Here is an 18,505-nt window from a genome sequence, read left to right as displayed (position 1 = left end):
ACTCCTCTGGGTGTCTTAGTTGATTTCGATCATTTCGAAATCCATTTTGCCGACGCCGCAATCCGGGCACAGCCAATCTTCCGGCACGTCTTGCCACAGGGTGCCCGGCGCAATGCCGTCATCCGGCCAGCCGTCGGCTTCGTTGTAGATCAGGCCGCAGACCACACATTGCCACTTTTTCATTCAGGTACTTCCTCAGTTCAGGCGTTTTGCTGGCACGAACGGTCGATGAGTGCAGCGCTGCCGTCCGGCTCAGGGCGTTTTGTACTGATGGGGCCGCGCAGATGCAAGCCTGTTCGGCGCAACGAGCAGCCCGGCCCCTCAAATTCACAGGCTGACATGGTAAGCTCGCCGCCTCCTTTGCTGCCAATAATGACTCATTGTGCAACACACAAAACGCCTATCCCCGCCCCCACTCTGGCTCCCTCAAAGCCAGCTGTCGCCTCTGCCCGCCCCGTCTATTCTCGACTGGTTGTTCGATAATGGCTCGCTGACCAGGCGCCTCATTCATCTTACGAATGACGCCTTCAGCGTCACGCCATTGTACGAAGGCTGGCAGCCCCTGCGCGCGGATGAATGCGCCGCACTGGACCTGGCCGAAGGCAGTGAAGGCTGGGTACGCGAGGTGTATTTGCGCGGTCACGGCGAAGCATTGGTTTTTGCCCGCAGTGTGGCGGGGCGCAGCGCCTTGCAGGGCGACGGTTTGCACATGGATGAGTTGGGCAGCCGCTCCCTGGGCGAACTACTGTTTTGCGACCGCGCCTTCCAGCGTCAGGCCATCGAGGTTTGCCATTACCCTCAGGCATGGCTGCCAAGCGAAGTGCGGGCACCCGAATTGTGGGGCCGTCGTTCGCGCTTCGATCGTGGCGCGTTAAGCATATTGGTGGCAGAGATATTCCTTCCGACCCTGTGGAACGCCGCTGGCGCCCAACCGGAGAGCCGTTGATGTACCAGAGCCTGCTCAAGTCCCTGAACCGCTTGAACCCCCGGGCCTGGGATTTCATTCAGCTGACGCGCATGGACAAGCCGATCGGCATTTACCTGCTGCTGTGGCCGACGCTGTGGGCGCTGTGGATTGCCGGCAAAGGCTCGCCATCACTGGCCAACATCGTGATTTTCGTCCTTGGCGTGGTGCTGACCCGCGCCGGTGGCTGTGTGATCAACGATTGGGCCGACCGCAAGGTCGATGGTCACGTCAAACGCACCGCGCAACGTCCACTGGCCAGCGGCAAGATCAGCTCGAAAGAGGCGCTGGTGTTTTTTGCGCTGCTGATGGGCGTGAGTTTTCTGCTGGTGCTGTGCACCAATGCGCCGACGATCTGGTTGTCATTGGGCGGGCTGGCGCTGGCCTTCACCTATCCGTTTATGAAGCGTTACACCTATTACCCGCAAGTGGTGCTGGGCGCGGCGTTTTCGTGGGGGATGCCGATGGCGTTCACCGCTGAAACCGGTGAACTGCCGGCCGCGGCGTGGCTGCTGTGGATCGCCAACCTGATGTGGACGGTGGGTTACGACACCTATTACGCGATGACTGATCGCGACGATGATTTGAAGATCGGGGTGAAATCCACGGCGATTCTGTTTGGCGAGGCGGACCGGGTGATCATCCTGACGCTGCAAGGCCTGGCGCTGGGTTGTCTGTTGCTGGCCGGGTCTAAATTCGAGCTCGGTGGCTGGTTCCACCTTGGGTTGGCGGTCGCGGCGGGATGTTTTGCCTGGGAGTTCTGGTACACCCGTGGCAAGGACCGGATGCGTTGCTTCAAGGCGTTTTTGCACAACCATTGGGCCGGGTTGGCGATTTTTGTCGGGATCGTGCTGGATTACGCGTTGCGCTAAACGAAATCTGCCCCGCAAACGGGGGCAGATTTGCAGCCGTAAAGATTACTTCTGCGACTCGTGAACAACGTGCCAGACGTCTTTCATCTTGTCGCCGGTCATGTCTCCAGGTTTTGTGTCTTTCACAAACGTATACAGCGGCTTGCCGTCGTAGGCGTACTGCATCTTGCCGTCGTCACGCTTGATCACGCTCCACTTGCCTTCGGCCGTAGCGCCCGCCGGCGCCATCATCGGTGGCCAGTTCTTGGCGCAATCGTCGTTGCACATCGACTTGCCGCCAGAGTCCTTGTCGAACGTGTACAGGGTCATGCCTTTGTGGTCGACCATCATGCCGTCTTTCATCATCGCCGGTTCGGCGGCGAAAGCCATGGTCGGCAGCGTTAGCGCCGCAGTAACCAGAAGAGCCTTCCAGGATTGAGCAAGGTGATTCATGGAAACCTTCCTTTTGTGGTTGTCAGGATTCGGACTTAGAGCTTAGTCCAGGTTCATGACAATCGCCGTGCGACTAAAATACTGTCACACGACTGCAATAATTCCGTTATCTAATGCGGCGCAAGACAGTTAAATGACAAGAGGATTAAGGCATGGTTGGCAGGAGCATTCTGATCGTCGACGACGAAGCGCCCATTCGCGAAATGATCGCCGTTGCGTTGGAAATGGCCGGCTATGACTGCCTGGAGGCGGAGAACTCCCAGCAGGCCCACGCCATTATCGTCGATCGCAAACCGGACCTGATCCTGCTCGACTGGATGCTGCCCGGCACCTCCGGCATCGAGTTGGCCCGCCGCCTCAAGCGTGATGAGCTGACCGGGGATATCCCGATCATCATGCTCACCGCCAAGGGCGAAGAGGACAACAAGATCCAGGGCCTGGAAGTCGGCGCTGACGACTACATCACCAAACCGTTTTCCCCCCGTGAACTGGTCGCACGCCTCAAAGCCGTATTGCGTCGGGCCGGGCCTACCGATGGCGAGGCGCCGATTGAAGTCGGTGGCCTGCTGCTGGACCCTATTGGCCACCGCGTGACCATCGACGGCAAACCGGCGGAAATGGGGCCGACTGAATACCGTCTGCTGCAATTCTTCATGACCCACCAGGAACGCGCCTACACTCGCGGCCAGTTGCTGGATCAGGTCTGGGGCGGCAACGTTTATGTTGAGGAGCGCACCGTGGACGTGCACATCCGCCGCCTGCGCAAAGCCCTCGGCGATGCCTACGAAAACCTGGTACAAACCGTGCGCGGCACTGGCTACCGGTTTTCCACGAAAGCCTGATCCCGACCGTTACTGCACGACAAGCTGACAAGGACGCGCGTTCAAGTGAACCAAAACTGGCATGGCACCCTGATTCGCCACATGCTGCTGCTGGTCACCGCCTGCCTGGTGATCGGTCTGATCACCGGCTACTACGGCTGGAGTCTCGCCGCGGGCCTGGGTCTTTACCTGGCCTGGACCCTCAAGCAGTTGCTGCGTCTGCACGAATGGTTGCGTCTGCATCAACCGGATGAAGCGCCGCCCGATGGCTACGGCTTGTGGGGTGAAGTGTTCGACAGCATCTACCATCTGCAACGTCGTGACCAACGGGTTCGCGGGCGCTTGCAAGCGGTGATCGACCGCGTCCAGGAATCCACCGCCGCGTTGAAAGACGCCGTGGTCATGCTCGACAGCGATGGCAACCTGGAATGGTGGAACCGCGCCGCTGAAACATTACTGGGCCTCAAGACGCCACAAGACAGCGGCCAGCCTGTGACCAACCTGGTGCGCCACCCGCGCTTCAAGGAATATTTCGAGCAGGACAGCTACGCCGAACCGCTGGAAATCCCCTCGCCGACCAACGACCGGATGCGCATTCAGCTGTACATCACTCGCTACGGCAACAACGAGCACTTGATGCTGGTGCGCGACGTGACGCGCATCCATCAGCTGGAACAGATGCGCAAAGACTTCATCGCCAACGTGTCTCATGAATTGCGCACGCCGCTGACGGTGATTTGCGGCTATCTGGAAACCCTGCTCGACAATGTCGAGGAAGTGAACCCCCGCTGGACCCGCGCCCTGCAGCAAATGCAGCAGCAAGGCGGGCGCATGCAGACGTTGCTCAACGATTTGCTGTTGCTGGCCAAACTGGAAGCCACCGATTACCCGTCGGACAACCAGCCGGTGGCCATCGACGGTTTGCTGCAATCGATCAAGAGTGACGCTCAACAGCTGTCCGGCCAGAAGAATCAGCGTATTACCCTGGAAGCCGACCCGACGATTCTGCTCAAGGGCAGTGAACCCGAATTGCGCAGCGCGTTTTCAAACCTGGTGTTCAACGCCGTGAAATACACCCAGGCTGAAGGCAATATTCGCATTCGCTGGTGGGGTGACGAGCAAGGCGCGCACCTGAGCGTGCAGGATTCCGGGATTGGTATCGACAGCAAACACCTGCCGCGCCTGACCGAACGTTTCTACCGCGTCGACTCCAGCCGCAACTCCAACACCGGCGGCACCGGCCTGGGCCTGGCGATCGTCAAGCACGTGCTGTTGCGCCATCGCGCACGCATGGAAATCAGCAGCGTGCCGGGCCACGGCAGTACCTTTACTTGCCATTTCGCACCTGCTCAAGTTAGCCAATCCAGGGTCATCAGCCCGGCTGAGTGATACCGGCCAGCACGCGCCACTAGGCAATCGACTGGTCAGCCGCTACATTGGCTGACTTGTGCCTGCCTTTCAGGTACACATTTTTCTTCCCTTTCGAATTCACGGAACCCGCAAAACTCCATCATGGACCCTTCCCCTGGCTTGACCCTCGCAACAATATTCGCCGATTTCGGCATGATTCTTTTTGCTCTGATCCTGGTACTGCTCAACGGCTTTTTCGTTGCGGCGGAATTTGCCATGGTCAAACTGCGCTCGACCCGGGTCGAAGCCATCGCTGAACAACACGGCTGGCGCGGGCACATCCTGCGCACCGTGCACAGTCAGCTCGATGCCTACCTGTCGGCGTGCCAATTGGGTATCACACTCGCTTCCCTTGGCCTCGGCTGGGTCGGTGAGCCGGCGTTCGCGCACCTTCTGGAGCCGTTGCTGGAAACCGTCGGCGTGCAATCCGCCGAGGTGGTCAAGGCGGTGTCGTTCTTCACCGCGTTCTTCATCATTTCGTACCTGCACATCGTGGTCGGCGAGCTTGCCCCAAAATCCTGGGCTATCCGCAAACCCGAGCTGCTGTCGCTGTGGACCGCCGTGCCGTTGTACCTGTTCTACTGGGCCATGTACCCGGCCATTTACTTGCTCAACGCCAGCGCCAACCAGATTTTGCGCATCGCCGGCCAGGGTGAACCGGGCCCGCATCACGAGCACCACTACAGCCGAGAAGAACTGAAACTGATCCTGCACTCCAGCCGTGGCCAGGACCCGAGCGATCAGGGCATGCGCGTATTGGCCTCGGCGGTGGAAATGGGTGAGTTGGAAGTGGTCGACTGGGCCAACTCCCGCGAAGACCTGGTGACCCTGGAGTTCAACGCACCGCTCAAGGAAATCCTGGCGATGTTCCGTCGCCACAAGTTCAGCCGTTATCCGGTGTACGACAGCGAGCGCCAGGAGTTCGTCGGCTTGCTGCACATCAAGGATTTGCTGCTAGAGCTGGCGGCACTGGACCACATTCCCGAGTCGTTCAACCTGGCTGAGCTGACCCGTCCGCTGGAGCGTGTGTCCAGGCACATGCCGCTGTCGCAACTGCTGGAGCAGTTCCGCAAGGGTGGCTCGCACTTCGCCGTGGTCGAAGAGGCCGACGGCAACATCATCGGCTACCTGACCATGGAAGACGTGCTGGAAGTGCTGGTGGGTGACATTCAGGACGAACACCGCAAGGCCGAGCGCGGCATCCTCGCGTATCAGCCGGGCAAACTGCTGGTGCGGGGCGATACGCCGTTGTTCAAGGTCGAGCGTTTGTTGGGTATCGATCTGGATCACGTTGAAGCTGAAACCCTCGCCGGGCTGGTTTACGAAAGCCTCAAGCGAGTGCCGGAAGAGGAAGAAGTGCTGGAAGTCGAAGGTCTGCGGATCATCATCAAGAAGATGAAAGGGCCGAAGATCGTGCTGGCCAAGGTGTTGATGCTGGACTGAGTGAAGCGATCGGCTCTTGTGGCGAGGGAGCTTGCTCCCTCCCCACAGTAAGTCTTCGCAAGCCCTCGTTATTGCTTGCCCACCACAAAGTTGGGCAACGCGCCCATCGATTGGTTGAACTGATACGGAATCGACACCAGCCCCATCCCGGTATTGCGCTGCACCACGAAGTGCAGGTGCGGGCCGGTGCTGTTGCCGGTATTGCCCGATAACGCCAGTGGGCTGCCCACTGCCACCCGCTGCCCTTCCCGAACACTGACCGAGCCTTTTTTCAGGTGCAGGTACACGCCCATGGTCCCATCGTTGTGCAGCACTCGCACAAAATTGCCCGACGCGTCGGTGCCACGCCCGTCCTGGCTGTTTTCAGTCTTGATCACCACCCCGCCGCGCGCGGCAATGATCGGCGTGCCCTCGGGCATGGCGATGTCGATGGCGTAACGGCTCTTCGGCCCGAAGTGACTGTATTGGCCATTGGCGCCCTGACTCACTCGAAACGGCCCGCCACGCCAGGGCAACGGGTATCGATAGGCCATGGAGGCACCTGCGGGGTCGCCCAGGGAATATTCGAACTTGGGAATGTAGGCAATCGGCCTTTCGGCCTGCGTCGCCGTGAGCATCGCCAGACGGATGCTGCTGCGCGCCGGCATCACCCGGCGAATCGGCCGGCTCGGCGCGCCGCTGACGTTCTTCAACCCGGCAAAACTCAATTCGATCTCGACCGGCGCATACAAGTCATTGCGTACATACACGCTGTCCACGCCTTCCTTCTTCATGATCACCAGGTACACCTGACGCTCAAGGTGCTCGACCATGCGATCGCGAAAAGTGAACACCGTCGAGCCTTTCGTGGGGCGGTCGCTGTAGGAGACCACGCCATTGGCGTCGGTGGACTTGTAGATCGTCGTGGCCATCGCCGAGGAGGCGGCCATGAACAGTCCACAGAAAAGCAGCAGGCGCGCAAGCATGGGCGGGGTTCTGTCGAGTAGGGTCTGGATTGAGCCTAGCAGTCGGAATTGACCTGTGTAGTCGGCAGATGTTTCAAGATTGGCAGTGACGCTGATGTGCGGTGTTTGTTCCGGTGCCATCGCGGGCAAGCCCGCTCCCACAAGTACGGTGGAGAACCTGTAGGAGCGGGCTTGCCCGCGATAGCGGCCTGACAGGCGATGACCAGACTCAAGCGCCAGGAATAAAGTGCTTCTGCGCCGTACCCCGTGCAATCAGGCGCGAGATGTAATCAAGTTTCTGTGCGTCCTGATCGACGAAACGGAAGGTCAGTTGCAGCCAGTCGCTGTCGGGCTTCGGCTCGTGGGCGACAACGGCGTGCAGGTAGCCATTCAGACGAGCAGTTTCGGCGTTGTCGCCCTGCTCCAGGTCCAGTACAGCGCTGTCGAGGACTTGCGGCAGCGTTTCCGTGCGTTTCACCACCAGCAGCGCTTCTTTGAGGCTGAGCGCCTTGATGACGCAGGATTGAATGCCGTTGGGCAAACGCAATTGCCCCTGGCCACGTCCGCCGCTGGCTGCGGTTACGGGTGCCTTGACCGGCGGGCTGTTGAGCAAGCCACGGGACGGTGCAGCGACAGGCGATGGCGCGACCACGGCAGCCTTGCCACCGGTCAATGCGTTCAGGGAATCGTTGCCGAAGGCAGAGCTGGTTTTGGTCGCGGCAACGCTCATCAACGAGTCGAGTTTGCCGACCTTGTGCAGCGCTTGCTTGACCTTGGTAATCAGTTGTTCGTTGGTGAAGGGCTTGCTGACGTAGCCGGAAACGCCGGCCTGGATCGCCTGGACGACGTTCTCTTTGTCGCCGCGACTGGTCACCATCACGAATGGCATGGCCTTGAGCGTTTCCTGCTCGCGGCACCAGGTCAGCAGTTCGAGGCCGGACATTTCCGGCATTTCCCAGTCGCACAGGACCAGATCGAACGCCTCCCGGCTCAGCAGGGCTTGAGCCTTTTTGCCGTTGACCGCATCTTCGATCTGCATACCCGGGAAATAGTTACGCAGGCATTTCTTCACCAGGTCACGAATGAACGAGGCATCGTCCACGACCAACACACTGACCTTACTCATCCATAACCCCTTTAAAAAATCCCGGCAAGCATACCGTCTTGCTGATGGCACATTGCCAAAAACCTTCAGTCACGCCGGGACTTTTCGTTCGCGGGTGCTGCTTTTGAAATTCGCAAACCACAAACAGAAACGCCCGGCCAAAAGGCCGGGCGCTTTACTTGGGCAATCTTACTTATCGTCAGATTTGCCCGGAACATTAGCGGTTTCGCCGCTGGTTCCTTCAACTTCTTCCTTCATGCGCTTGAGCCCCAGGTGACGCACGTCGGTGCCGCGCACCAGGTAAATCACCAGCTCCGAGATATTGCGCGCGTGGTCGCCGATGCGCTCCAGCGAACGCAGCACCCAAATAATGCTCAGAACCCGCGAGATAGAGCGTGGGTCTTCCATCATGTAGGTCGCCAGCTCGCGCAGGGCGGTCTTGTATTCGCGGTCGATGATCTTGTCGTACTGCGCCACCGACAACGCCAGGTCGGCGTCGAAGCGGGCGAAAGCGTCCAGCGCATCGCGGACCATGTTGCGCACCTGGTCGCCGATGTGGCGCACTTCGACGTAACCGCGCGGCGCTTCGCCTTCTTCGCACAACTGAATGGCGCGACGGGCGATCTTGGTCGCTTCGTCACCGATGCGCTCCAGGTCGATCACCGATTTGGAGATGCTAATGATCAGGCGCAAGTCGGAAGCCGCCGGCTGACGACGGGCCAGAATGCGCAGGCATTCTTCGTCGATGTTGCGTTCCATCTGGTTGATCTGGTCGTCGATCTCGCGCACCTGCTGGGCCAGGCCGGAGTCGGCCTCGATCAGCGCAGTGACTGCGTCGTTGACCTGCTTCTCGACCAGCCCGCCCATGGCCAGGAGGTGGCTGCGCACTTCCTCGAGCTCGGCGTTGAACTGTGCGGAAATGTGGTGGGTAAGGCCTTCTTTACTAATCATGTTGGCGTCCTTGGAGCGTCCGGTAAGGTGCGGTGGGCCGCAGCGTCAGTTCTGTGAGCAACCACAGCTTCCTAGCCGTAACGACCGGTGATGTAGTCTTCGGTCTGCTTCTTCGCCGGATTGGTAAACAGGGTGTCGGTATCGCCGAATTCAACCAGTTTGCCCATGTACATGAACGCCGTGTAGTCGGAAACCCGCGCGGCCTGCTGCATGTTGTGGGTCACGATGACGATGGTGAACTTGGATTTGAGTTCGTAGATCAGCTCTTCGACTTTCAGCGTCGAGATCGGGTCGAGTGCCGAGCACGGTTCGTCGAGCAGCAACACTTCCGGTTCCACGGCGATGGTGCGAGCGATGACCAGACGTTGCTGTTGACCACCGGAAAGGCCGAGTGCCGACTCGTGCAGACGGTCTTTGACTTCGTCCCACAATGCCGCGCCTTTCAACGCCCACTCAACGGCTTCGTCGAGGATGCGCTTCTTGTTGATGCCCTGGATGCGCAGGCCGTAAACCACGTTTTCGTAGATGGTTTTCGGGAACGGGTTGGGCTTCTGGAACACCATGCCGACGCGACGACGCAGCTCGGCCACGTCTTCGCCTTTACGGTAGATGTTGTTGCCGTACAGGTTGATCGCGCCTTCGACACGGCAGCCATCGACCAGGTCGTTCATGCGGTTGAACGTACGCAGCAGCGTGGACTTGCCACAGCCGGACGGGCCGATGAAGGCGGTCACGCGCTGTTTCGGGATGTTCATGCTGACGTCGTACAGCGCTTGTTTCTCGCCGTAGAACAGGCTCAGGCCCGGCACTTCGATGGCCACGGTTTCCTGCTCGAGGCTCAGGCTCTGTTTGTCGCGACCCAGGGCCGACATGTTGATGCCGTGGGTATGTGCTTCGTGCTGCATGGGAGGCTCCCTGTGCTAACAAATTCGGTTCGGTTGCCGCAGGTTGGGCCTGCGGGTTACACAATTCTTTTGTAGGCGCCGGCTTGCTGGCGATGCTGGCAACTCGGTCCAGCAGGCTCACCGCGGTGAGGCCATCGCTGGCAAGCCAGCGCCTACAGGTCGGTTAGCTATCCAGCGCTTTGTACTTCTCGCGCAGGTGGTTACGGATGTACACCGCCGACAGGTTCAACGTGGCGATCACCAGTACTAGCAGCAGTGCCGTGGCGTAAACCAGCGGTCGTGCAGCTTCGACGTTCGGGCTCTGGAAGCCGACGTCATAGATGTGGAAGCCCAGGTGCATGATCTTTTGGTCAAGGTGCAGGTACGGGTAGTTACCGTCCAGCGGCAGTGACGGCGCCAGTTTCACCACACCCACCAGCATCAGCGGCGCCACTTCACCGGCAGCGCGGGCTACGGCGAGGATCATGCCGGTCATCATCGCCGGGCTGGCCATTGGCAGCACGATCTTCCACAAGGTTTCAGCCTTGGTTGCGCCGAGGGCCAGCGAGCCTTCACGCACAGTGCGAGGAATCCGCGCCAGGCCTTCTTCGGTGGCCACGATCACCACCGGCACCGCCAGCAGTGCCAGGGTTAACGAAGCCCAGAGCAGACCCGGCGTACCGAAGGTCGGCGCCGGCAAGGCTTCAGGGAAGAACAAGCGGTCGAGCGAGCCACCGAGCACGTAAACGAAGAAGCCCAGGCCGAACACGCCGTACACGATCGCCGGAACGCCCGCCAGGTTGTTCACGGCGATGCGGATAATCCGGGTCAACGCGTTTTGCTTGGCGTATTCACGCAAGTACACCGCCGCCAATACGCCGAACGGAGTCACGATCATCGCCATGATCAGGGTCATCATCACGGTGCCGAAGATGGCCGGGAAGATCCCGCCTTCGGTGTTCGCTTCACGCGGGTCGTCGCTCAGGAATTCCCAGACCTTGCTGAAGTAAAAGCCGATCTTGGTGAAAGTACCCATGGCGTTCGGCTGGTAGGCATGAACCACTTTGCCCAAGCCGATTTCGATCTCTTTGCCGTTGGCATCACGAGCGGTCAAGGCGTCGCGGTTGAACTGCGCGTGCAGGTCACTCAGACGCGCTTCGATGTCCTGATAGCGAGCATTGAGCTCGGCGCGCTCGGATTCCATGTCCGCTTGCGCCGTTGCGTCGAGCTTGCCATCGAGTTCCAGTTTGCGGCCGTGCAGACGGATGCGTTCGAGACCGGCGTTGATTGCACCGATATCAACCTTTTCCAGGGTCTTGAGCTGCGCAGCCAACTGATTCACACGGTTGATCCGCGCTTGCAGCTCGGGCCATGCAGCTTCGCCTTCAGCGATGACCTTGCCGTCCTGTTTGACGTTGACCAGGTAGCCGTAGAAGTTGCCCCACTCGCGACGCTCGATGGCCATCAGTTCGACCGGGGTTTTCTGGTTGGTCAGCCACTCGCCGACGATCCAGGTGAAGTCGTTGCCGTTCAGGTCACGGTTGCCGACCTTGATCAGCTCGCGGGTCATGAATTCCGGGCCTTCGTCCGGCACCGGCAGGCCAGCGCTCTTCAGACGCGCACGTGGCACTTCTTCTTTCTGTACCACTTCGCCGATGACCAGGTGATTGGCCTGGCCCGGCACGTCGTAGCTGGCGTGGATCAGATCCGCCGGCCAGAAGTGACCCAGGCCGCGCACGGCAATCACTGCCAGCAGGCCAATGGTCATGATGACCGCGATGGACACCGCGCCACCGCTGATCCAGACGCCGGGGGCGCCGCTCTTGAACCATCCTTTCAGGGAGTTCTGTTTCACAGACTTCTACCTTTCTTAAAGCGAAGAGTATTTCTTGCGCAGACGCTGACGAATCAGTTCTGCCAGGGTGTTCATGACGAAGGTGAACAACAGCAGCACCAGCGCCGAGAGGAACAGCACGCGGTAGTGGCTACCGCCGACTTCCGACTCCGGCATTTCCACCGCGACGTTGGCGGCCAGGGTGCGCAGACCTTCGAACAGGTTCATTTCCATGACCGGGGTGTTACCGGTGGCCATGAGCACGATCATGGTTTCACCGACCGCGCGGCCCATGCCGATCATCAGCGCCGAGAAAATGCCCGGGCTGGCGGTGAGGATCACCACGCGCGTCATGGTCTGCCACGGCGTGGCACCCAGGGCCAGGGAACCGAGGGTCAAGCCACGCGGAACGCTGAACACGGCGTCTTCGGCGATGGAGTAGATGTTCGGGATCACTGCGAAGCCCATGGCCAGGCCCACCACCAGTGCGTTGCGCTGGTCGTAGGTGATGCCCAGGTCGTGGGAGATCCACATGCGCATGTCGCCGCCGAAGAACCAGTTCTCCATGAACGGGCTCATGTACAGCGAGAGCCAGCCCACGAAGAGGATCACCGGGATCAGGATCGCGCTTTCCCAGCCGTCGGGCACTTTCAGGCGGATCGATTCAGGCAGGCGACTGAAGATGAAACCGGCGACCAGAATACCGATCGGCAGCAGCATCAGCAGGCTGAAGATGCCCGGCAAATGCCCTTCTACATAGGGTGCGAGGAACAGGCCGGCGAAGAAACCGAGGATCACCGTCGGCATCGCTTCCATCAGCTCGATCACCGGTTTGACCTTGCGGCGCATGCCCGGGGCCATGAAGTACGCGGTGTAGATCGCTGCGGCAACGGCCAGAGGTGCGGCCAGCAGCATGGCGTAGAACGCGGCTTTCAGGGTACCGAAGGTCAGCGGCGACAGGCTCAGCTTGGGTTCGAAATCGGTGTTGGCGGCGGTCGATTGCCAGACGTATTTAGGCTCGTCGTAGTTCTCGTACCAGACCTTGCTCCACAACGCGCTCCACGAAACCTCCGGGTGCGGGTTGTCGAGCAGCAGCGGGTGGAGCTTGCCGCCGGCTTCCACGATCACGCGGTTGGCCCGTGGCGACAGACCGAAAACGCCTTGGCCTTCGGCCACCTGGTCCACCAGCAAAGTGCGGTGGGCGGTGCTGTGGAAGACGCCGAGCTTGCCGGAGGCGTCGAGGGCAACGAAGCCCTTGCGGCGCTCTTCAGCGGTGATTTCAACGATCGGCGTGGTGCCCATCTGGAAGGTTCGGATCTGCTTCAGGCGTTGCTCGCCATCGGGATCGCGAGCCATGAACCACTGGGCCAGGCCACCTCTGGAGTCGCCTACGATCAGCGAAATGCCGCCCACCAGCTGGGTGCTGGCAGTGACTTGAGCTTCACCGTCTTCAAGCAGTTTGTAGCGACCGTTGAGACTCTTGTCACGCAGGCTGAACACGTCGGCCTGGGCACGACCGTTGACCACATACAGCCACTGCTGACGCGGGTCCACGAAGATGTTCTTCACCGGCTCGTTCATCTGCGGCAAGTCGATGCGCTTCTGCTCGTTGGTCACTTCGCCGGTCATCATGTTCTCTTCGCTGGTCAGCGACAGAACGTTGAGTTGTGAACCGGTGGCGCCCACCAGAATCAAGGTCGAATCGTTGGCGTTGAGGCTGACATGCTCCAGCGCACCACCCGCTTCGTTCACCGCGATTGGCGCTTCGCCATACGGGTACTCCACGGCCGGGGTGATGGTTTTCTTGCCATCCGGGTAGCTGACCTTATAAGTGTGACGGAACACCAGTGCCTGGCCGTTGGACAGGCCGACGGCCACCAGCGGATGACCTGGCTGGTCTTCAGCGATGGAAGTGACGGCGGTGCCGGCCGGAACAGGCAGATCGACGCGCTTGAGTTCGGCGCCACTGTCGATGTCGAAGAATAACGCCTGGCCCTTGTCGGAAACCCGCATTGCCACCTGGTTCTGCTCTTCGAGGGAGATCATCAGCGGCTTGCCGGCATCCTGCATCCAGGCAGGGGTGATGGCATCGTTCGCAGTCAGGCTGGCACCCTGGAACAGGGGCGCAACCACGTAGGCGAGGAAGAAGAAAATCAGTGTGATGGCTGCCAGCACCGCCAGGCCGCCGATTAGGACGTACCAACGAGTGAAGCGATCCTTAAGCGCGCGTATGCGGCGCTTGCGTTGCAGCTCAGGCGTATTGAAGTCAATTCGCTTGGGGGGATTAGTAGTCATTGTGGAATTGGCCAGATCATTCATTCGCACACCCTAGCGATCCTGTATGACAGAAAGATGACAGTGCAGTGACGCAACAAATCCGCCGCCAGCGGTTACTGGCAGTGGATAGAGAATTTGGGGGTTGTAGGAGCCGGCTCGCTGGCGATCCTGTCGACTCTGTCCGACGGGCTCACCGCGGTGGTGCCATCGCCAGCAAGCCGGCTCCTACAGATCCGAGGCTAGCCCCGGATCAGGGTTTTACTTTTTTGCGACTTCGGCGCCGCCTTCCTGCAGACCCAGGTCAGCCAGTGCTTTTGCAGCAACTTTGGCTGGCAACGGGATGTAGCCGTCTTTCACTACAACTTCCTGGCCCTGTTTCGACAGAACCAGTTTCACGAACTCAGCTTCCAGCGGGGCCAGAGGCTTGTTCGGGGCTTTGTTGACGTACACGTAGAGGAAGCGCGACAGCGGGTACTTGCCGTTCAGGGCGTTTTCTTCGGTGTCTTCGATGAAGTCAGTGCTGCCTTTCTTGGCCAGGGCCACAGTCTTCACGCTAGCGGTTTTGTAGCCGATGCCCGAGTAACCGATGCCGTTCAGCGAGGAGCTGATCGACTGCACGACCGAAGCCGAGCCTGGTTGTTCGTTGACGTTTGGCTTGTAGTCGCCTTTGCACAGGGCTTCTTCCTTGAAGTAGCCGTAGGTGCCGGATACCGAGTTACGGCCGAACAGTTGAACTGGCTTGTTGGCCAGGTCGCCGGTCACGCCCAGGTCGCCCCAGGTTTTCACGTCGGTTTTAGCGCCGCACAGACGAGTGGACGAGAAGATCGCGTCGACTTGTTCCATGGTCAGGTGCTGGATCGGGTTGTCTTTGTGTACGAACACAGCCAGGGCATCCACGGCAACCGGGATGGCGGTTGGCTTGTAGCCGTACTTCTGCTCGAAGGCGGCCAGTTCGGTGTCCTTCATCTTGCGGCTCATCGGGCCCAGGTTGGAGGTGCCTTCAGTCAGCGCAGGTGGCGCAGTGGCGGAGCCAGCGGCCTGAATCTGGATGTTTACGTTCGGGTATTCTTTTTTGTAGTTCTCAGCCCAGAGGGTCATGAGGTTGGCCAGGGTGTCGGAACCAACGCTGGACAGGTTGCCCGACACACCAGTGGTCTTGGTGTAGCTCGGGATAGCAGGGTCAACAGCGGCAACCGCGTTGGCAGTCGCAACGCCAGCAGCGACAAAAGTCATTGCCGCCATCAAACGCTTCAGTTTCATGCCTTACTCCTAGCAGATAGGGTGTGTTAAGTCGGGGCCAAGTATCAGCAGGCCGTGTGAACACTCTATGGCTGAAATATGACAATTGGATGAAAGGCCAGTATTCGAGTTTTTACCGGGATAATCATGCCCCCCTGATCGCCAGCAGGCTGGCTCCCACATTGGAATGCATTTCAATGTGGGAGCCAGCCTGCTGGCGATAGGGCCGGTACAGCAATGAATGTTTTCGGGATCAGCGACCCTTCTTCCAGAGATAAGCACCCACCAGAATCCCCACCCCGCACAACACCGCCACGTAATACGCCGGGCCCATCGGGCTTTCCTTGAGCAGCAAGCTGACGATCATTGGCGTCAAGCCACCGAAAATCGCGTAGGCCACGTTGTAGGAGAAAGACAAACCGCTGAAGCGCACCACCGGCGGGAAGGCCTTGACCATCACATACGGCACCGAACCGATGGTGCCCACCAGCAAGCCGGTCAAGGCGTACATCGGGAACAGCCAGTCGGGATGCTCAGCCAGGCTGTGATAGAAGGTCCAGGAACTGGCCAGCAACGCGGCGCACCCGAACACGAACACCCGGCCCGCGCCAAAGCGATCCGACAGAGCACCGGAAACGATGCAGCCGATGCTCAGGAATACGATCGCCACGCTGTTGGACTGCAAAGCAGTGGTTGGCGAGAAGTGGTAGACGGTTTGCAATACGGTGGGTGTCATCAGGATCAACACCACAATGCCGGCGGACAGCAGCCAGGTCAGCAACATGGAGATCGCGATCGCACCACGATGGTCGCGCAGCACGGCGCGCAGCGGCACTTCTTCGGCCAGGGCCTTGCGCTGTTGCAGCTCGGCGAATACCGGGGTTTCGTGCAGCCAGCGGCGCAGGTACACCGAGAACAGGCCGAACACACCGCCCAGCAGGAACGGGATCCGCCAGGCGTAATCCGCCACTTCCGCCGGGGTGTAGATGCTGTTGATCGCCGTGGCGACCAGAGAACCGAGCAAGATGCCCGCCGTGAGGCCGCTGGTCAGCGTGCCGCAGGCGTAACCGATGTGCCGTTGCGGCACGTGTTCGGAAACGAAGACCCAGGCGCCCGGTACTTCACCACCAATCGCCGCGCCTTGGATCACTCGCATCACCAGCAACAGGATAGGTGCCCACATGCCGATCTGCGCATAAGTCGGCAGCAGGCCCATGATCAGGGTCGGCACGGCCATCATGAAAATGCTCAGGGTGAACATCTTCTTGCGCCCCAGCAGGTCGCCGAAGTGCGCCATCACGATGCCGCCCAGCGGCCGTGCCAGGTAGCCGGCGGCAAAGATGCCGAAGGTCTGCATCAAGCGCAGCCATTCGGGCATGTCCGCCGGGAAGAACAGCTTGCCCACCACGGTGGCAAAAAATACGAAGATGATGAAGTCGTAAAACTCCAATGCACCACCCAGGGCCGACAGCGATAGGGTTTTATAGTCGTTGCGGGTCAGCGGACGTGCAGATTGGCTCGGCTGCGCGATACTCGAGGGCGCTGTGGTCATGGCAAGGGCTTCTCTTAGAGTCAAGTCTGCCGCCCCAACAACTCTGGCAAGGGCTCGGGCAGGATCGGCAAGATAGCAAATTGTTCGAAAAAGAACATAGAGCGCCTGTAAGGCAGTCAAAATTAGAACCGGACGGTCGTATCGGAGTCTATCGACCGATATACTCGCAATCTTGCTGCAGTTTGAAAGGGTTGCTGTGCGAAAACGCCTCTCAGGTTCATAGGCGATTTCGCAGAGTTTCCCTTTAGGCGCCTTATGGAAAACGTGACGAACGTAGTATGTTCGGTGCTAAATCGTTTTTCCTGAAGACGGCTACCACCAGCACTACCAACGAAGAGTCACGGGTCAGAGGCACCCCCGGCATGATAGAGCTCGAACAAGAAGATCCGATCCCGCAAGGCGACCTGGCCCTGCAAATCACCGCACTTCCTCGCGAAACCAACGGCTTTGGCGATATTTTCGGCGGCTGGCTGGTGGCGCAGATGGATTTGGCCGGCACGGCGATGGCCAGCAAGGTGGCCGGTGGTCGCGTGGCGACGGTTGCGATCGATCGCATGGCGTTCCTGGTTCCGGTAGCGGTGGGCGCTCAGCTCTCCTTCTATACCCAGGCACTGGAAATCGGCCGCAGCTCGATCAAGATGATGGTCGAGGTCTGGAGCGACGATCCGCTGTCCAGCGAGTGGCGTAAAGTGACCGAAGCGGTGTTCGTGTTCGTGGCCATCGATGGCAGCGGCCGCACCCGATCGGTTCCGCCTAGAGCTCGTTAAACCAGGGCTGCGTTAAACCCGACGACTGCTTCGCGGTCCATTGCACTCCTGTTACTGATCGAGAGCTGTCTCATGAACACGCCCAACGTTGAAGCCGTGAAACTGGATGAACTGAACTGCTGGCGCATCCGCCACGGTCAGGCCGAATTGCTGGTTGCCCAACAAGGCGCGCACATCCTCAGTTATCAATTGGCTGGCCAGCCACCGATCATCTGGCTCAACGACGAGGCGGTGTTCAAGACCGGCAAAAGCATCCGTGCCGGTGTGCCGGTGTGCTGGCCATGGTTCGGTAACCTGGCGCGCAACCCGCAGAGCGTTCAGGCGATGCGCGTCAGCAACGAACCGGCGGCAGCGCATGGTCTGGTGCGAGCGATGGATTGGGAATTGGGCGGCATCGAAGCCGAGGGCGAAAGTCTGAAGGTCGAATTCCTCCTGCCCTACCCTGAAAGTGGCCTGCCGGGCTGGCCGCACCAAGTGGACCTGAAGCTGAACATTCGCTTGGATGAACAGCTGCACATCAGCCTGACCAGCCACAATCAGGGCGCAGAAAACGTCACTATCAGCCAGGCGCTGCACAGCTACTTCGCGGTCAGTGACGTGCGCAACGTGCATGTCGAAGGGCTGGATGGCTTGAGTTACATCGAGACGCTGGAAGACTGGAAAACCGTCACTCAGACCGGTGATCTGCACTTTGCCGGCGAGACGGATCGCATTTACCTCGATACACCCGCACGGCTGAGCATCGTCGACCCGCAATGGGAACGGCGCATCGAGCTGACCAGCAGTGGTTCGCGCTCGGCGGTGATCTGGAACCCTTGGATCGACCGCGCTGCAGCATTCAGCGACATGGCCGACGATGGCTGGCAGCGCATGCTGTGTATCGAGACGGCGAATGTGATGGGGGATGTGGTGAACCTGGCGCCGGGTGCGAGTCATACGTTGGGTGTGAGCATCGGCAGCAAACCGCTTTAAATCTGTGGGAGCCAGCTTGCCGGCGATGGCGTCCTCAA

17 protein-coding genes are annotated in these 18,505 nt (G+C 59.8%); 7 read left to right on the top strand and 10 right to left on the bottom strand.

Features of this window, described 5'->3' with window-relative positions:
- Positions 1 to 15 precede the first annotated feature (15 nt).
- A complete protein-coding gene (locus ABVN21_RS23725; protein WP_007954349.1) occupies positions 16 to 183 on the bottom strand; it encodes a rubredoxin in 168 nt (55 codons plus the stop codon).
- Positions 184 to 382: 199 nt separating this feature from the next.
- Between ABVN21_RS23725 and ABVN21_RS23720 the strand changes: the two genes are divergently transcribed.
- Positions 383 to 946, top strand: a complete 564-nt coding sequence (locus ABVN21_RS23720) for a chorismate lyase (protein WP_339552510.1) — start codon at positions 383 to 385, stop codon at positions 944 to 946.
- A complete protein-coding gene (gene ubiA / locus ABVN21_RS23715; RefSeq protein ID WP_339552509.1) occupies positions 946 to 1,836 on the top strand; it encodes a 4-hydroxybenzoate octaprenyltransferase in 891 nt (296 codons plus the stop codon). The genes ABVN21_RS23720 and ubiA overlap by 1 nt, the downstream gene beginning before the upstream one ends.
- A gap of 45 nt (positions 1,837 to 1,881) precedes the next feature.
- Here the strand turns inward: ubiA and ABVN21_RS23710 are convergent, their stop codons facing one another.
- Positions 1,882 to 2,268, bottom strand: coding sequence for a hypothetical protein (locus tag ABVN21_RS23710; protein ID WP_339552508.1), 387 nt, complete (start codon positions 2,266 to 2,268; stop codon positions 1,882 to 1,884).
- 152 nt (positions 2,269 to 2,420) lie between these two features.
- Here ABVN21_RS23710 and phoB point away from each other — a divergent pair, with 152 nt between their 5' ends.
- From phoB to ABVN21_RS23695, 3 genes are all read left to right on the top strand, one after another.
- Positions 2,421 to 3,110 (top strand): phosphate regulon transcriptional regulator PhoB, encoded by a 690-nt coding sequence (phoB, locus tag ABVN21_RS23705; protein ID WP_034149326.1) that lies wholly within the window; start codon positions 2,421 to 2,423, stop codon positions 3,108 to 3,110.
- Positions 3,111 to 3,191: 81 nt separating this feature from the next.
- On the top strand, positions 3,192 to 4,478 hold the full coding sequence (gene phoR / locus ABVN21_RS23700; protein ID WP_339552686.1) for a phosphate regulon sensor histidine kinase PhoR: 1,287 nt from the start codon (positions 3,192 to 3,194) through the stop codon (positions 4,476 to 4,478).
- A gap of 123 nt (positions 4,479 to 4,601) precedes the next feature.
- Positions 4,602 to 5,942, top strand: a complete 1,341-nt coding sequence (locus ABVN21_RS23695; protein ID WP_339552507.1) for a hemolysin family protein — start codon at positions 4,602 to 4,604, stop codon at positions 5,940 to 5,942.
- Positions 5,943 to 6,010: 68 nt separating this feature from the next.
- On the opposite strand, the gene ABVN21_RS23690 is transcribed toward ABVN21_RS23695, so the two are convergent.
- The 8 genes from ABVN21_RS23690 to ABVN21_RS23655 form a co-directional block, all read right to left on the bottom strand.
- The gene (locus ABVN21_RS23690) at positions 6,011 to 6,907 is read right to left on the bottom strand and encodes a M23 family metallopeptidase (protein ID WP_339552506.1); all 897 of its coding nucleotides are present in this window, start codon (positions 6,905 to 6,907) and stop codon (positions 6,011 to 6,013) included.
- Positions 6,908 to 7,115: 208 nt separating this feature from the next.
- Positions 7,116 to 8,012 (bottom strand): response regulator, encoded by an 897-nt coding sequence (locus ABVN21_RS23685; RefSeq protein WP_339552505.1) that lies wholly within the window; start codon positions 8,010 to 8,012, stop codon positions 7,116 to 7,118.
- A 168-nt stretch (positions 8,013 to 8,180) separates the two neighbouring features.
- On the bottom strand, positions 8,181 to 8,942 hold the full coding sequence (phoU, locus tag ABVN21_RS23680; RefSeq protein WP_008064514.1) for a phosphate signaling complex protein PhoU: 762 nt from the start codon (positions 8,940 to 8,942) through the stop codon (positions 8,181 to 8,183).
- A 71-nt stretch (positions 8,943 to 9,013) separates the two neighbouring features.
- Positions 9,014 to 9,847 (bottom strand): phosphate ABC transporter ATP-binding protein PstB, encoded by an 834-nt coding sequence (gene pstB / locus ABVN21_RS23675; protein WP_007934504.1) that lies wholly within the window; start codon positions 9,845 to 9,847, stop codon positions 9,014 to 9,016.
- Positions 9,848 to 10,010: 163 nt separating this feature from the next.
- Positions 10,011 to 11,681, bottom strand: a complete 1,671-nt coding sequence (gene pstA, locus ABVN21_RS23670; protein ID WP_339552504.1) for a phosphate ABC transporter permease PstA — start codon at positions 11,679 to 11,681, stop codon at positions 10,011 to 10,013.
- Positions 11,682 to 11,696: 15 nt separating this feature from the next.
- A complete protein-coding gene (locus ABVN21_RS23665; RefSeq protein ID WP_339552685.1) occupies positions 11,697 to 13,730 on the bottom strand; it encodes an ABC transporter permease subunit in 2,034 nt (677 codons plus the stop codon).
- A gap of 465 nt (positions 13,731 to 14,195) precedes the next feature.
- On the bottom strand, positions 14,196 to 15,197 hold the full coding sequence (locus tag ABVN21_RS23660; RefSeq protein WP_219094666.1) for a phosphate ABC transporter substrate-binding protein PstS: 1,002 nt from the start codon (positions 15,195 to 15,197) through the stop codon (positions 14,196 to 14,198).
- A 232-nt stretch (positions 15,198 to 15,429) separates the two neighbouring features.
- Positions 15,430 to 16,728 carry an MFS transporter gene (locus ABVN21_RS23655; protein WP_339552503.1) on the bottom strand — a complete coding sequence of 433 codons (1,299 nt, stop codon included), beginning with the start codon at positions 16,726 to 16,728 and terminating at the stop codon, positions 15,430 to 15,432.
- 362 nt (positions 16,729 to 17,090) lie between these two features.
- Here ABVN21_RS23655 and ABVN21_RS23650 point away from each other — a divergent pair, with 362 nt between their 5' ends.
- Together ABVN21_RS23650 and ABVN21_RS23645 are read left to right on the top strand one after the other, a co-directional pair.
- The gene (locus ABVN21_RS23650) at positions 17,091 to 17,495 is read left to right on the top strand and encodes a hotdog domain-containing protein (RefSeq protein ID WP_007942704.1); all 405 of its coding nucleotides are present in this window, start codon (positions 17,091 to 17,093) and stop codon (positions 17,493 to 17,495) included.
- 72 nt (positions 17,496 to 17,567) lie between these two features.
- On the top strand, positions 17,568 to 18,467 hold the full coding sequence (locus tag ABVN21_RS23645) for a D-hexose-6-phosphate mutarotase (RefSeq protein ID WP_339552502.1): 900 nt from the start codon (positions 17,568 to 17,570) through the stop codon (positions 18,465 to 18,467).
- The last annotated feature ends 38 nt before the right edge of the window (positions 18,468 to 18,505 follow it).

The organism is Pseudomonas sp. MYb327, assembly GCF_040438925.1.
In the GTDB taxonomy this organism is placed as follows: Bacteria; Pseudomonadota; Gammaproteobacteria; order Pseudomonadales; family Pseudomonadaceae; genus Aquipseudomonas.
This window is presented reverse-complemented; position numbering and strand designations above follow the sequence as displayed.

Excerpts from the sequence above, each read along its gene's own strand:
- ABVN21_RS23710 (WP_339552508.1), bottom strand. The coding sequence starts at position 2,268 with ATGAATCACCTTGCTCAATCCTGGAAGGCTCTTCTGGTTACTGCGGCG.
- ABVN21_RS23655 (WP_339552503.1), bottom strand. The coding sequence starts at position 16,728 with ATGACCACAGCGCCCTCGAGTATCGCGCAGCCGAGCCAATCTGCACGT.
- ABVN21_RS23695 (WP_339552507.1), top strand. The coding sequence starts at position 4,602 with ATGGACCCTTCCCCTGGCTTGACCCTCGCAACAATATTCGCCGATTTC.
- phoB (WP_034149326.1), top strand. The coding sequence starts at position 2,421 with ATGGTTGGCAGGAGCATTCTGATCGTCGACGACGAAGCGCCCATTCGC.
- ABVN21_RS23645 (WP_339552502.1), top strand. The coding sequence starts at position 17,568 with ATGAACACGCCCAACGTTGAAGCCGTGAAACTGGATGAACTGAACTGC.
- ABVN21_RS23650 (WP_007942704.1), top strand. The coding sequence starts at position 17,091 with ATGATAGAGCTCGAACAAGAAGATCCGATCCCGCAAGGCGACCTGGCC.
- ABVN21_RS23660 (WP_219094666.1), bottom strand. The coding sequence starts at position 15,197 with ATGAAACTGAAGCGTTTGATGGCGGCAATGACTTTTGTCGCTGCTGGC.
- ABVN21_RS23665 (WP_339552685.1), bottom strand. The coding sequence starts at position 13,730 with ATGCAGGATGCCGGCAAGCCGCTGATGATCTCCCTCGAAGAGCAGAAC.
- ABVN21_RS23725 (WP_007954349.1), bottom strand. The coding sequence starts at position 183 with ATGAAAAAGTGGCAATGTGTGGTCTGCGGCCTGATCTACAACGAAGCC.
- phoU (WP_008064514.1), bottom strand. The coding sequence starts at position 8,942 with ATGATTAGTAAAGAAGGCCTTACCCACCACATTTCCGCACAGTTCAAC.
- ubiA (WP_339552509.1), top strand. The coding sequence starts at position 946 with ATGTACCAGAGCCTGCTCAAGTCCCTGAACCGCTTGAACCCCCGGGCC.
- ABVN21_RS23685 (WP_339552505.1), bottom strand. The coding sequence starts at position 8,012 with ATGAGTAAGGTCAGTGTGTTGGTCGTGGACGATGCCTCGTTCATTCGT.
- ABVN21_RS23690 (WP_339552506.1), bottom strand. The coding sequence starts at position 6,907 with ATGCTTGCGCGCCTGCTGCTTTTCTGTGGACTGTTCATGGCCGCCTCC.
- phoR (WP_339552686.1), top strand. The coding sequence starts at position 3,192 with ATGCTGCTGCTGGTCACCGCCTGCCTGGTGATCGGTCTGATCACCGGC.
- pstB (WP_007934504.1), bottom strand. The coding sequence starts at position 9,847 with ATGCAGCACGAAGCACATACCCACGGCATCAACATGTCGGCCCTGGGT.